General features: G+C 72.7%; 12 protein-coding genes and 1 pseudogene. 6 read left to right on the top strand and 7 right to left on the bottom strand.

What is annotated here, in order from left to right; genetic code table 11:
• Positions 1–3 precede the first annotated feature (3 nt).
• Both GA0070612_RS28795 and GA0070612_RS32755 read left to right on the top strand, forming a co-directional pair.
• A pseudogene (locus GA0070612_RS28795) lies at positions 4–1,866 on the top strand (heavy metal translocating P-type ATPase); the annotation flags it as partial.
• 81 nt (positions 1,867–1,947) lie between these two features.
• A complete protein-coding gene (locus GA0070612_RS32755; protein WP_231924717.1) occupies positions 1,948–2,349 on the top strand; it encodes a hemerythrin domain-containing protein in 402 nt (133 codons plus the stop codon).
• A 36-nt stretch (positions 2,350–2,385) separates the two neighbouring features.
• Here the strand turns inward: GA0070612_RS32755 and GA0070612_RS28790 are convergent, their stop codons facing one another.
• The 7 genes from GA0070612_RS28790 to GA0070612_RS28760 all read right to left on the bottom strand — a co-directional run bounded on the left by GA0070612_RS28790 (position 2,386) and on the right by GA0070612_RS28760 (position 10,775).
• Positions 2,386–3,231, bottom strand: a complete 846-nt coding sequence (locus GA0070612_RS28790) for a universal stress protein (RefSeq protein WP_088991835.1) — start codon at positions 3,229–3,231, stop codon at positions 2,386–2,388.
• Between the two features lie 11 nt (positions 3,232–3,242).
• Entirely contained in the window at positions 3,243–5,636 is a 2,394-nt protein-coding gene (locus GA0070612_RS28785) for a phosphoketolase family protein (RefSeq protein WP_088990774.1), read from the bottom strand.
• Positions 5,637–5,699: 63 nt separating this feature from the next.
• Positions 5,700–6,560 (bottom strand): universal stress protein, encoded by an 861-nt coding sequence (locus GA0070612_RS28780; RefSeq protein WP_088991834.1) that lies wholly within the window; start codon positions 6,558–6,560, stop codon positions 5,700–5,702.
• Between the two features lie 137 nt (positions 6,561–6,697).
• Positions 6,698–7,582, bottom strand: a complete 885-nt coding sequence (locus GA0070612_RS28775; RefSeq protein WP_088990773.1) for a DUF1963 domain-containing protein — start codon at positions 7,580–7,582, stop codon at positions 6,698–6,700.
• Between the two features lie 163 nt (positions 7,583–7,745).
• Positions 7,746–9,509 (bottom strand): ABC transporter permease, encoded by a 1,764-nt coding sequence (locus GA0070612_RS28770; RefSeq protein WP_088990772.1) that lies wholly within the window; start codon positions 9,507–9,509, stop codon positions 7,746–7,748.
• A gap of 1 nt (position 9,510) precedes the next feature.
• Entirely contained in the window at positions 9,511–10,239 is a 729-nt protein-coding gene (locus tag GA0070612_RS28765; RefSeq protein WP_231924375.1) for an ABC transporter ATP-binding protein, read from the bottom strand.
• A complete protein-coding gene (locus GA0070612_RS28760; protein WP_088990771.1) occupies positions 10,236–10,775 on the bottom strand; it encodes a PadR family transcriptional regulator in 540 nt (179 codons plus the stop codon). Before GA0070612_RS28760 ends, GA0070612_RS28765 begins: the two co-directional genes overlap by 4 nt.
• Before the next feature lie 124 nt (positions 10,776–10,899).
• Between GA0070612_RS28760 and GA0070612_RS28755 the strand changes: the two genes are divergently transcribed.
• From GA0070612_RS28755 to GA0070612_RS28740, 4 genes are all read left to right on the top strand, one after another.
• Positions 10,900–11,136, top strand: a complete 237-nt coding sequence (locus GA0070612_RS28755) for an HTH domain-containing protein (protein ID WP_088990770.1) — start codon at positions 10,900–10,902, stop codon at positions 11,134–11,136.
• Positions 11,136–11,714: a Clp protease N-terminal domain-containing protein gene (locus tag GA0070612_RS28750; RefSeq protein WP_088990769.1), complete on the top strand. Its 579-nt coding sequence runs from the start codon at positions 11,136–11,138 to the stop codon at positions 11,712–11,714. The genes GA0070612_RS28755 and GA0070612_RS28750 overlap by 1 nt, the downstream gene beginning before the upstream one ends.
• 93 nt (positions 11,715–11,807) lie before the next feature.
• On the top strand, positions 11,808–12,812 hold the full coding sequence (locus GA0070612_RS28745; protein WP_088990768.1) for a diacylglycerol/lipid kinase family protein: 1,005 nt from the start codon (positions 11,808–11,810) through the stop codon (positions 12,810–12,812).
• A complete protein-coding gene (locus tag GA0070612_RS28740) occupies positions 12,805–13,806 on the top strand; it encodes a YihY/virulence factor BrkB family protein (RefSeq protein WP_088990767.1) in 1,002 nt (333 codons plus the stop codon). Before GA0070612_RS28745 ends, GA0070612_RS28740 begins: the two co-directional genes overlap by 8 nt.
• Positions 13,807–13,827 lie beyond the last annotated feature (21 nt).

Genomic DNA, 13,827 nt, shown 5'->3' with positions numbered 1-13,827 from the left:
CAGATGGCAGCGGAGTCGACCGAGTGCGTCGACCAGCAGCCGGCGCGCAGCCGCGTCCGGCGATGGTGGGCGTGGACGCCGCTCGTCGGGCTCGGCGTCGCGGTAGTCGCCGGTGCCGCGCTGCGGGTCGCCGGGCAGCGGGACGCGGCCGAGGTGATCTGGGCGGCCGTCACGGTGGCCGCGCTGCTCCCTGCCGCGTGGTCGATGCTGCGCTCGTTGTGGCACCGGCACTTCGGCGTCGACGTGATCGCCGTGCTGGCCCTGGCCGGCGCGCTCGCGGTCGGGGAGTACCTGGCCGGGGCGGTGATCGCGGTGATGCTGGCGACCGGACGGTCGCTGGAGGCGTACGCGCAGCGCCGCGCCACCCGGGACCTGCGGGCGCTGCTGGCCCGGGCCCCGCGTACCGCCCGCCGACGCGGCCTGGGAGGCGCGATCGAGGTGGTGCCGCTGGATCGGGTGGCGGCGGCGGACCGACTGCTCGTGGGGCCCGGCGACGTGGTGCCGGTGGACGGGACCGTCGACGAGGCGGCCACCCTGGACGAGTCGGTGGTGACCGGCGAGTCTCGGCTGGTCCAGCGGGCGGCCGGGGAGTCGGTGGCCAGCGGTGTGGTGAACGCGGGGGCCGCGTTCGGGATGCAGGCGGTGAGGAACGCGGCGCAGAGCACGTACGCCGGCATCGTGCGACTGGCCGAGGAGGCGACCGCGCACAAGGCCCCGATGGTCCGGCTGGCCGACCGGTACGCCGCCGCGTTCGTGCCGTTCACGCTGGTCCTGGCCGGGCTGGCGTGGCTGCTCTCCGGGGACGTGGTCCGGGCGGTCGCGGTGCTGGTGGTGGCCACCCCCTGTCCGCTGCTGCTGGCCACCCCGATCGCCATCGTCTCCGGGCTGTCCCGGGTGGCCCGGCGTGGTGTGCTGGTCCGCGACGGCGGCTCGCTGGAACTGCTCGGACGGGCCCGAACCCTGCTGGTGGACAAGACCGGCACGCTCACCGCCGGCCACCCGCGTGCCGCCGAGACGGTCGTCGCCCCGGGCGGCGACCGGGGCGAGGTGCTGCGGCTGGCGGCCTCGGTGGAACAGCTCTCCCCGCACGTGCTGGCCGCCGCGCTGGTTCGGCAGGCCCGGGAGCGCGGACTGGCGCTGACCGAGCCGACCGACGTGACCGAGGAGCCGGGCCGAGGGGTCAGCGGCCGTGTGGACGGCCGGTTGGTCCGTGTCGGTCAGTTCACTGGCGAGCTGCCGGAGTGGGCGGACCGGGCGCGGGCCCGCACCGAGCTGGCCGGCTGGTCGGCGGTGTGGGTCAGTGACGACGGCGGGGTGCTCGGCGCGATCCTGCTGGAGGACCCGGTACGCCCCGACGCCCGCCGGACCGTGCGCCGGCTGCGAGCGGCGGGGCTGCGGCGGATCGTGCTGGTCACCGGCGACCGTCCGGCAACCGCCGCGCAGGTCGCCGCGACCGTCGGCGTGGACGACGTCCTGGCCCGGTGCACACCGAAGGAGAAGGTGGCCCGGGTTCAGGAGGAGGCCGCCCGGGCGGTCACCGTGATGGTCGGCGACGGGGTGAACGACGCGCCGGCGCTGGCCGAGGCGCACGTGGGTGTGGCGATGGGTGCCACCGGGGCGACCGCCTCGGCGGACGTGGCGGACGCGGTGCTCACCGTGGACCGGCTGGACCGGCTCGCCGACGCCGTGGAGATCGCCCGGTACGCCCGCCGGATCGCCGTGCAGAGCGCCACCGTCGGAATGGGGCTGGCCGTGCTGGCGATGCTCGTGGCGGCGGCCGGTCGGCTCCCCCCGGTGGTCGGCGCGTTCCTCCAGGAGGGCATCGACGTGCTGGTCATCCTCAACGCGTTGCGGGCCCTGCGGGGTGGACTGCGCCGTCGCGCTGTCGCACCGCGTACGCGGGAGCTGCTCGCCCGCGCCGCCCGGGAACACCAGGCGGTACGCGGTGTGCTGGCCGGGCTGCGCGACACCGCCGACCTGGTCGCCACCGACCCGGCCTCGCCGAGGTGCCTGCCGGCGGTACGCGAGACGCACCGCCGGCTGACCGAGCAGGTGCTTCCGCACGAGGCCGCCGAGGATCGAGAGCTCTACCCCGCGCTGGCCGAGCCGCTGGGCGGCGGCGAGGCGACCTCCACGATGAGCCGCGCGCACGTGGAGATCCGCCGCCAGGTCGACCTGCTCGGCGTCCAACTGGGGCAGACCGACGATGGGCGGCTTCGCCCGGACCAGGTTCCCGACCTGCTCGCGACCCTGTACGGGCTGGACGCCGTGCTGCGCCTGCACCTGGCGCAGGAAGAGGAGGAGTTCTTCACCCTCGACCCGGCCGAACCGGTGCCGGAGCGCCGCTGACCCGGGCCGCGCTCGACGCGGGCGACCCTGTGCGGCTCAGCGTTCGCGGACCACGGCGACCGGGCAGTGGGAGTGCTGGATCAGCTGCTGGCTGACCGAGCCGAGCAGCATCCCGGCCAACCCGCCCCGGCCTCGACTGCCGACCACCACCAGCCGCGCGTCGCGGCTCGCCTCGATCAACATCGACGCCGGGCTGCCCCCGACGAGGTCGACGGTGATGTCCAGTTCGGGGAACGTCCGCCGCCACGGCTCCAACGCCGCCTCGACCGACGCCCGCTCGTCGGGCACGCCGGCCGCCCCGCCGGGGCCCGGTGTCCAGGCGTGCAGCACGCGCAGCGGCACCTGCCGTTGCGCGGCCCGTTCGGCGGCGAAACCGAGCGCCACCAGCGACGGGTCCGACCCGTCCACGCCGACCGCCACCGGGCCGACCGGCCCGCCGGCCGTCCCGTCCCGGACCACCACGACCGGGCAGTGTGCGTGCGCGGTCACCGACACCGCCGTCGACCCGACCAGCAGACCACCGAAGCCACCGTGCCCCCGACTGCCGAGCACCAGCAGGCCCGCCTCCGCGGAGCGTTCCTGCAACACCAGGGCCGGCGGCCCGTCGTACACCTCGCCGGTGACCGTCAGGCCGGGGTTCGCGGTGGCGGCGTCGGCCGCCGCAGTGCGGACCAGGTCGTCGACCTGCCGGCGAGCGGTGTCGTCGGGCCAGACCCCGGGTGCCACGCCCGGACCGACCCAGCCGGCGACCGTCAACCACTCGAAGACGTACGCCAGTCGCACCGGTCGACCGCTGTGCCGAGCCTCCTGCAGCGCCCAGTCGAGGGCCACCGACGCGTCGGTGGAGCCGTCGTAGCCGACCAGGATCTCCGCGTCGCGCACGTCGTCCTCCTTCAGGGGTTGGTCGGATCGGTTTCGCGGACCCAGCGCCACTCGGCGACCTGGGGGTCGTCCTCGCCGTACCGGCGGGTGTAGTCGCGGGCCGCCTGCCGGGCGTCGACCATCTGCTGACGCAGGTGCGCGGCGCGGGCCGCCAGGCCGGGCACCCGGTCGATGACGTCGATGACCAGGTGGAAGCGGTCCAGGTCGTTGAGCATCACCATGTCGAACGGGGTGGTGGTGGTGCCCTCCTCCTTGTAGCCGCGCACGTGCAGGTTCTCGTGGTTGGTGCGGCGGTAGGTGAGTCGGTGGATCAGCCACGGGTAGCCGTGGTACGCGAAGATGACCGTCCGGTCCGCGGTGAAGATGGTGTCGAACTCCTTGTCGGTCAGGCCGTGCGGGTGCTCGGTGTCCGGTTGGAGTCGCATCAGGTCGACCACGTTGACCAGTCGCACCTTCAGCTCCGGGAGGTGCCGGCGCAGCAGCCCGACGGCGGCCAACGTCTCCAGGGTGGGCACGTCCCCGCAGCAGGCGAGCACCACGTCCGGCTCGCTGCCGCCGTCGTTGCTGGCCCACTCCCAGATGCCGAGGCCGCGTCGGGTGTGCTGGATCGCCTCGGCCATCGTCAACCAGTTCGGGGCGGCCTGCTTACCGGCGACGACCACGTTGATGTAGTGCCGGCTGCGCAGGCAGTGGTCCATCGTGGCGAGCAGGGTGTTGGCGTCCGGCGGCAGGTAGACGCGTACCACCTCGGCCTTCTTGTTGACCACGTGGTCGATGAAGCCCGGGTCCTGGTGGGAGAAGCCGTTGTGGTCCTGACGCCACACGTGGCTGGACAGCAGGTAGTTCAGCGAGGCGAGCGGCTGCCGCCAGGGGATGGCCCGGGTCACCTTCAGCCACTTGGCGTGCTGGTTCAGCATCGAGTCGACGATGTGGATGAATGCCTCGTAGCTGGTGAACACCCCGTGTCGGCCGGTCAGGAGGTAGCCCTCCAACCAGCCCTGGCACAGGTGCTCGGAGAGGACCTCCATGACCCGCCCGTCGGGGGAGAGGTGGTCGTCGCCGGGCACCGTGGCGGCCACCCACGCACGGTCGGTCACCTCGAACGCGGCACCCAGCCGGTTGGAGGCGACCTCGTCCGGGCCGAACAGCCGGAACGTCTGCGGGTTGGCGCTGATGACGTCCCGGATCCACGGACCGAGCGCACCGGTGGCGCCGGCGATCGGCTGGCCCGGCTCGGGGACCTCCACCGCGTAGTCGCGGAAGTCCGGCAGGGTCAGGTCGCGCAGCACCACGCCGCCGTTGGTGACCGGGTTGGCGCTCATCCGCCGATCCCCGCGCGGCGGGAGCGTCCGCACCTCGTCGACCGGCGCGCCGGTCGCGTCGAACAACTCCTCCGGTCGGTAGCTGCGCAGCCACCGCTCCAGTTCGGCCAGGTGGGCGGGGTTGTCGCGGACGCCCGCCAGCGGCACCTGGTGGGCGTGGAAGGTGCCTTCGACCTGGGCGCCGTCGACCTCGCGTGGGCCGGTCCAGCCCTTCGGCGTCCGCAGGACGATCATCGGCCAGCGGGGGCGTTCGACGACGCCCTGGGAGCGGGCCCGCCGCTGGATCTCGGCGATCTCGTCCAGCGCGCGGTCCATCGTCGCGGCGAGGACGCGGTGCACCTGGGCGGGGTCGTCACCGGCCACCACGTACGGCTGGTAGCCCGACCCGCGCAGGAGGTCGAGCAGGTCGGCCTCGGGGATCCGGGCCAGCACGGTCGGGTTGGCGATCTTGTAACCGTTGAGGTGCAGGATGGGCAGCACCGCGCCGTCGCGCGCCGGGCTGAGGAACACGTTGGAGAGCCAACTCCCGGCCAGCGGCCCGGTCTCCGCCTCACCGTCGCCGATCACGCAGGCCACCACCAGGTCCGGGTGGTCGAACGCGGCGCCGTAGGCGTGGCTCAACGCGTACCCCAGCTCGCCGCCCTCGTGGATCGAACCCGGCACGTCCGCCGCGACGTGGCTGGGGATGCCGCCCGGGAAGGAGAACTGGCGGAACAGCCGGGACATCCCGGCCTCGTCGCGCGCCACGTCGTGGTACCGCTCCGACCAGGTGCCCTCCAACCAGGTGTTGGCCACGATCGCCGGGCCGCCGTGGCCGGGGCCGGTGACCAGCATGGCGTTCAGGTCGCGCGCCACGATCACCCGGTTGAGGTGGGCGTAGATCAGGTTGAGCCCCGGGCTGGTGCCCCAGTGCCCGAGCAGCCGGGGCTTGATGTCGTCGGCGGTCAGCGGCTCGCGCAGCAGCGGGTTGTCGAGCAGGTAGATCTGCCCGACGGTCAGGTAGTTCGCCGCTCGCCAGTAGGCGTCCAGCCGGCGTAGCTCCTCGTCGGTCAGGACGCCGTGCGTGTCGAGAGCGGTATCCATGATGCTGCCTCTCGCGGTAGGGGGTTTCCGGGCTTCAGCCTCGCCGCTGCGGACGCCCCGGGGTCAGGGCCGTTGGTCCCGCTTCGGGTGGGCGTCGGGCCCGGTCAGCGGCTTCTCGGCCAGGCCGCGGACGACGACGACCGGTGCCGGTGAGTGGTAGAGCAGGGACTGGGCGACAGCGCCCAACATGGCTCGGCCCGGTTCGTCGCCCCTGGCGGCGACGAGCGCCACCTGCGCCGAGCGGGACGCGTCGATCAGCACCTCGGCGGGATCACCGCGCACGACACGGCACTCGACGGGCACCGCGCCGTTGCTGCCGACGTGCTGGGTCAACGCCTCGTTGAGCTGCTCGGCGACCGCGTCGGTGTCCTCGTCGTACTCCACCGCCCGCAGTGCCAACAGCCGGCCGTCGCGGCTGGCCGCGCACTGCAGGGCCCACTGCAGCGCGAGGTGTGAGCTGGGTGAGCCGTCCACCCCGACCAGCACCGGGCCCTGCGGCGGCGGCTCGCGGCGGACCACGAGCAGGGGGCAGCCGGCCCGGGCGGCCAACTGCACGGCGGGGGTCTCGGCCGGCACGCACTGACCGCTGCCGGCCATCCCGCTGTCGCCGACGGCCAGTAGGAAGGCCGTCTCCGACCGGCGGATCAGGGTGGGCAGCATGGCGCTCTCGACGATCTCGCAGCGGACGGTCAGCTCCGGCTCGGTCTGGTGCGCGAGGTGGGCCGCCATGGTGAGCAGCTTCTCGGCCTCGTCGCGGGGTGCGGCGACGGTGTCCGCGGCGAAGGCCGCCTGCCAGTCGAAGGTGTGCAGCAGGTGCAGGGGTCGGCGGTGGCCGGCGGCTTCCTGCGCGGCCTGTTCGACGACCGGGAGGTCGAGGGTCGACCCGAGGCCGACCAGCACCGCCGCGTCGGCGGCTGCGGCCATCGACATCACCTCCCGGGCGTCGCGCCCGGCACGACCACGCTGTCCCTGACCGAGGGTAGTCGGATGGTCGCGGCTGTGGGTCGATTGTGAGTTTGTGGGCTCTCCGCGACGCCGATCCTGGCCGGGCGGCCGGTGGGCTACGGGATCAGTTCAGCCATGGAGAGTGCCTCGTCCAGCCGGCCGGCGGCCAGGTCGTCGTGACGGATCACGAAACTCCCGACGCTCCGGTAATAGAGATCGCCAGCTACCGGAAAATGGGCGAGCGACACCCACTCGGTGGTCAGCCGGTGGGTTTCCCGCTCCACATGGGAATACCATTTCGCGACGGGGATGACGATCTCGCCGGTCTTCTCGCGCCACGCGAGGGTCTGCTCCGCAATACTCTTGATCACCTCTTGGTCGGCGTACCCGCCGACGTAGGCGCTGGCGTACCCGCCGTCAGACGGCCAGAGATCGTTGGCCAGAGCACGGAGTTCGTCACGGTGCGGCAGGTCACGCTCAAGGTCACGAGCCAACTGTTGCTGGAAGGGCGACAGGTCGTCCTCGTCGCCGTCCTCGTCCTCGTCCGCCTCGAACCAGCCGGGGAGTTCCGCGCGCAGCGTCGCGCCGACGGCGTACTGCTCCTCGACGAACGGCTGGTCAATGGATCCTGCCGCCACCGTGGTGTCGGTGCCCGCCGGCACATGCACGACGCGCCCGTACCTCCGCTCCCCGGTGGCGGCGGCCTGCTCGTAATTGAGGAAGAACAGCAGCGAGCCGTCTGCCGGCAGGCCGAGACCGTCGACTCTCGGCAGCGCCGCGCAGTCGACCGAGAAGATGAACGGTAACGGCCTGACCCCGTCGGACGGCCAGTCCGTGCCCACCGGCAACCGGGGCGACCCACCGAACTGTCCGACCGGAACACCGCTGGATCCTGCGCTCAACCGGATCGAGAGACGGAGGTGCTGGATGAACCGGCTGACCTCGTCGTCCGGGATGTCCAATGCGAGCGCCGCCCGACGAAACCGCCCCTCGTGATCCATAGCGGAACATGGTGCCACGTGGGCGAGCCCGACGACCGGAGCCCCCACGGCCCGCACGCGCTGCCGTCGGCGGTGATCGGGTCGGTCCCGGGACGACCACGCTGTCCCTGTCCGAGGGTAGTCGGGTGAGCATGGTGGCGGGTGGGATCGGTTGCCTCGGCGGTCAGGTCGGTGCGGACCGGAGCGTGTCCACGACCGGACGCCGGGTGGCAACCATCGCTGGGATGGCGGTGAGCGCGGCGATGGCGAGCAGGACTCCGAGCGCGGTGGCGAGCAGCGTGGAATGGGGTGGGTACTGGACCTCGCCGGTGCTGACGAACGTGACAAGCCCGACGCCGGCCGGGATCCCCACGGCGACGCCGGGTACGGCGGGAAGTAGTTGCGCTACCGCCAGGCCCAGACCGGCCTGCGCGGGCGTCGCACCGAGCGTCCGCGCGACGGCCAGTGGTTGCCGGGCGTCGAGGACTGCGGTCCAGGCGCTCACGACCGCGTTGATGAGCGCGAGGACGCACAGCACGACGGTCAGCACGAGCGTGGCCTGCTCGCCCCGTTCCACCCGGGGATTGGCGAGTTCGGTGTAGCCGAGGTCGAAGCGCACAGCCTGGGAGTTGACCATGAGAATGCCGACGAGGGTGGTCGTGGTGATCAGGGTGTTAACGGTGACCAGCCGGGCGCGGCGCGGCCGGCGCGCGTTGATACGTACTCCGATCAGCAGCGCGGTGGGCAGCCGCCGCGACAGCCAGATGCGCCACCGCCGGCGGCGCGGTGGCGTTGCGGCGTCGGCGAGCGCGTGAACGGTGCTGGTGGCGGCCGCGCGCAACACCGGCACCAGAGTCGCCGCCACAGCGATCGCGAGGGCAAGGACCGTGACGGCGACCACCATGCGCAGCGCAGGTGGCTGGGCGTTGACGGAGCCGATGAGTCCGGCGCTGGGGCGGATCAGCGCGGGCGCGGCGAGCCAGCCTGTGACCAGGCCCGTCGCTGCGGCGGCAAGCCCGATCGCCAGATACTCGGCGAGGTGGACAGTGGCGATCATGGCCGGTCCGGCGCCGACGGCTTTGAGTAGCCCCACTCGGCGACGCTGGCCGATGATCCGGCCCGCGACGATGCCGGCGACGCCGGCCAGCGCGAGACCGTTGAGTAGCCAGCTGCCGACGAGCAGAGCGATCTGCGCGTCGTTGTACAGCCGACCGTTGAGGTAGCTGATCGCCTGCCAGGTGGTGAGTTGGTCGCCGATGGGGTACGTGCTGCTGGCCGCCGGGTCGGCGAGTTTGAGGTTGAGGGTGTACGACAGCGGCTGGCCGCCCGCGAGCGTGGCGATGTCGCTCCGGTCGACCCAGACCAGGCCGCCGCGCTCGACCAGGACGCTGCCCGGGTAGTGCCACCCGGCGTAGGGGTACGTCGCTCTCGCGGCGGTGACCGCGGTCCCGAGCACGCGCAACGGGTGACCGTCGATGTCGACCGTGTCGCCGGTGCGGATGCCGAGGGCGTCGGCGAAGGCGCGCTCGACGACGACGCCGCCGGGGCGTACCCAGGTGCCGTCGGTCACGGCGGGTCGGTCGATCGACGCGGGTGTGCTGTCCCGGCCCGCTACCACGGCGTGCGCGGACTTGCCGCGGGCTGTCATCGTCAGGTAAGCGATCGGGAACGGGCCGCTGTGGCCGGTGACGCCGGCCCCGGTGGTCAGCGATGCGAGCTCGTCCAGTGCCGCCTGACCGGTGGCCCGGGGTGTCACGATCACGTCTGGGCCGGCGGTGGCGGTCCGGGTCTGCTGGTACGGCCGGTCGGCGACTTCGTTGAGCGTGAGGCCGATGGTCAGTGTGGCGGTGGCGGCGGTGATCGCGGTCAGGAGCAGGAGGGTTTCGGTTCGGCGGCGGCGCAGGTCCCGCATCAGCAGCCGGCAGACGAGCAGGAGGCGGCCGGCCATGTCAGCGCCGCCCGTCGTAGAGGGTCCCGGTGGCGGCGCCGGCAAGCCGGTTGTCGTCGACGAACGCGCCGTCACGCATGGCGATCACCCGGTCGGCGACCGCCGCGATGCGGGGGTCATGGGTAACCACCACCAGGGTCTGCCCTGCGGTGCGCAGCTCCTCGAACAGCCGCAGCACGTCCAGGGTGGCGGCGCTGTCCAGGTTGCCGGTGGGCTCGTCAGCCAGCACGACCAGCGGCTCGTTGCTCAACGCACGGGCGATGGCGACCCGCTGGCGCTGCCCACCGGACAGCGCCGAGGGCAGGTGCCTGGCGCGGTCGGCCAGCCCCACCCGGTCCAGCAGGTACATCGCCCGCTTGCGGGCCCGCCCCGGTGACTGGCCAGCCAGCAACGCGGCCAGCTCCACGTTCTCCACCGCGGTGAGCTCGTCCATGAGCTGGAACGACTGGAAGACGAACCCGAGGTTGTCACGCCGCAGCCGGGCCAGGGCGCGTTCGCTCATCGTGTCGATGCGACGGTCGGCGAGCCACACCTGCCCGTCGGTCGGACGTTGCAGCCCGCCGAGCAGGTACAGCAGGGTGGACTTGCCGCAGCCGCTGGGCCCCATCACCGCCAGCGACTGTCCGGCCGGCACGTTCAGATCGACCTCGTCGACCGCCCGGACCAGCGCGCGCTCGCCGCCGTACCGCATGCTCAGTCCACGCGCCTGCAACACCGTCGACCCGGTCACGCCCCCGCCTTCCGCCCGGTCGGATCACATTCGGCCCACACGCGTTCACACGCCTCCAGCCATGCCAGGTCGGCCCGCAGCCGCAACACGACACCCTCCAGCAGCAGCCCGGCAACCGGGTCCACCGACCGGTCCAACGCCGCCCGTTGGGCGTCGCGCAGCCGGCGCAGCACCTCACGCCGCTGCGCATCGACCAACGCCACCGGATCGGCCAGCCGGGCGGTCGCGGCAGCCACCAACTTGAGGTGGAACTCCGCGAGGTCCGGCTTCGGCCAGTTCACTTCGGCCAGCCAGGTGGCGACCCGCTGCTGCCCTGTCGGGGTCAGCGCGTACACCCGGCGTTCGGGCCGGTCCGGCAGGCCCTCGGCCCGCTGTGAGGTCACCAGCCCTGCCTTGTCCAGGCGGGTCAGCGTCACGTAGATCTGCCCGGCGTTCATCGCCTCGCCCAGCGGTCCGAGCGCGGCACGCAGCCGGCTGCGCAGCTCGTATCCGTGCGCCGGCTCCTTGGCCAGCATGGCCAGCACCACGTCCTGCACCAAGCACGTCCTTCGTCTAGATCGTTAATGGATAACGGCTAGCTATAGAGCTGTCAAGTAGGGAGCGGAGCCCGTTCGTCAACTGGGGTTGACACAGCTTGCGCTGTCAACGTATGTTGACGGCATGAGTCAGGCGACGGAACTCGCGGCGGCGGCCGGCAGCACCGACCCCCGGGTCGGGCTGCGTGCCGTCCGCGCGCTACGCCGGCTGCTCGAGCGGCTCGAGGTGGTCCAGGTCGACAACGCCCGACGACAGGGCTGGTCCTGGCAGGAAATCGCCGACGCGCTCGAGGTCAGCCGGCAGGCGGTCCACAAGAAGCACGCCGGGCGACCGGCGGTCACCTCATCCTGGGAGGCGTGATGTTCGAACGGTTCACCGACCGGGCGCGCGACGTGGTGCGGCGGGCGCTGGAGGAGGCAAGGGTCGAGGGTCGACGGCCCGTCGGCACCGAGCACCTGCTGCTCGCCCTGCTCGCCGACGACGCGGGCCTGGCCAGCCGGCTGCTCGCCGACGCCGGTGTGCGCGCCGACGACCTGCGCGAACGCGTACGCCGGCACACCACCACCGGTGGCGCCGGTCTCGGCGACGCCGACGCGGCGGCCCTGCGGGAGATCGGCATCGACCTGGCGGCGATCGTGGCCCGCATCGAGCAGTCCTTCGGCCCGGACGCGCTACGCGAGGCGGTGCCGGCGCCGCGCCGCCGCTGGGGGCGCAAGCGGTACCTCGGCGGCCCGTTCTCGCCCCGGTCCAAGAAAGCGCTGGAGTTGTCCCTGCGGGAGGCGCTGCGCCTGCGTCACAGGCACATCGGCACCGAGCACATCCTGCTCGGGGTGCTCCGGGAGGGGCAGGGGCTGGGCGCGTTGGTGCTCACCGAGGCAGGGATCGACCTCGATGACCTGCGCCGTCGGGTGGAGGTCGCGCTCCGGGCGGCGGCCTGACGGGTGAGCTGGCGTTGAAACCTGTCTGTGGCGCTTCCGACGCCTCCGGGTCGCCGGGTCGCTGAAGCCGTCCGGTTGCTGCACACTGGCGCCGTGAATGCTGGACACGACAGGCGGCCCTCCGGCGGCGACGGCGGGCTGCGCTCCGCGGTGGTGGTCAACCCGTCGAAGGTCGACGATCTCGACGAGCTGCGCCGCATCGTCGACGACGCCCTCGCCGCGGCCGGCTGGCCCGCCCCACAGTGGTACGAGACGACCGTCGAGGACCCGGGCCGGGGACAGACCGAACAGGCCGTCAAGGACGGCGTCGACCTGGTCTTCGCCTGCGGCGGCGACGGCACCGTGATGGCCTGCGTCAGCGGGCTGGTCGGCACCGACGTGGCGCTGGCCGTGCTGCCCCAGGGCACCGGCAACCTGCTCGCCGCCAACCTGGGCCTCTCCACCGACCTGGCCGCCGGGTTGCAGGTCGCCGTCGAGCGGGGCCGACGACTCCTCGACGTCGGCGCCGTCGAGGACAAGTACTTCACAGTGATGGCGGGCATGGGCTTCGACGCCCAGATGCTCGAAGCCACCAACGAGACCACCAAGGCCCGCATCGGCTGGCCCGCGTACGTGATGGGCGCCGTCCGCCACCTGCGGGACCGGCCGATGCGGGTGCAGATCCGCGTCGACGACCGCCCTCCGGTACGCCGGCGGGTCCGCTCGGTGCTGATCGCGAACGTCGGTCGACTCCAGGGCGGCGTCACACTACTCACCGAGGCGGAGCCGGACGACGGATGGCTCGACGTCGCCGTGCTCACACCGCACAACCTGCGGCACTGGCTCGCGCTCGGCTGGGCGGTGGTCCGTCGCCGCGGTGAGGTGCCCCGGATGGAGGTGTTCCGCGGCAAACGCGTCGTGATCACCAGCAATCGGGCCCAACCGCGTGAGCTGGACGGCGACCTCATCTCCCCGGGCCGGCAGCTCCGGGCGGAGATCCGGCCGGAGGCGCTGTGGCTGTGCGTGCCCCAGCCGGAGGACGCACCCGACCTGGCCGTCGACGCGCAGGGCGCCGGAGAGCGGGGCGAGCAGCTGATCGAGGAAGCGCGCCGTGAGTAGCACCCGGATCGTGCCGGAGACCCGGCTGATGGCCGACGAGGAGCTGTCCGCCGACGACGCCTGGCACACGCTGCGCCGGGAGGGCGGCTGGCACCTGCTGCGCGACGCGTTCATCCGGTTCCGCTACGGAGACGGCTTCAGCCACTCCCGGGCGTTCGCGCTGCAACTCTGCCTCGCGGTGGTGCCGTTCCTGATCGCCCTCACCGGGCTGATCACCGAGCTGGGCGTCGAGGAGGGCGGCCGGGTCGTCGCCGACACGGTGCTGGCGCTCACCCCCGGCCAGAGCGCGGAGGTCGTCGGCGATCTCCTCGGCGAGGGCGAACGCGCCGAGGACGCCGGCGAGCTGGCGCTGACCCTCGGTCTGCTCACCGGCCTGGTCGCGCTGACCACCACGATGGCCCAGATCGAACGGGGCGCCAACCGCATCTACGGCGTCGAACGGGACCGCCCGGCACTGCGCAAGTACCTGCGCGCCGCCGTGCTGGCCGTCACCGCCGGCCTGCCCGCCCTCGCCGGCTTCCTGATCCTCGTCGGCGGTGGCGCGATGGGCCGCTCGGTGCGGGAGCACTACGAGTGGGGCGCGCTCGCCAACGTCATCTGGAACGTGGTCCGCTTTCCCCTCAGCCTCGGGCTGACCGTCCTCGCCGTGGCGGTGCTGTTCCGGCACGCCCCCCGTCGCAAACAGCCCGGCCTGTCCTGGCTGTTCTTCGGCGCGGGCATTGCCACCGCCCTCTGGTGGCTGGCCAGCCTGCTGCTCGCCGCGTACGTCAAGTTCAGTGACGGTTTCGGGCAGACCTACGGTGCGTTGACCGGCATGATGGCGCTGCTGCTCTGGGCCAACCTGACCGGCATGGCGCTCTTCGGTGGGCTGGCGTTCGCCGCCCAGCTGGAGGCGCTGCGCATCGGTGTCCAGGAGCCGGCCCAACCGGACCTGTGGGAGCCCGACACCGACCGAGCCGAACTGCTCGACACCGGGGACATGACAGCCCTGTAGCGACACCTCGCGTGTACGCGT

Source organism: Micromonospora chokoriensis (assembly GCF_900091505.1).
Taxonomy (GTDB): Bacteria; Actinomycetota; Actinomycetes; order Mycobacteriales; family Micromonosporaceae; genus Micromonospora; species Micromonospora chokoriensis.
Note: the sequence above shows the minus strand (reverse complement) of the source record. Positions and strands in the feature narration are given on the sequence as shown.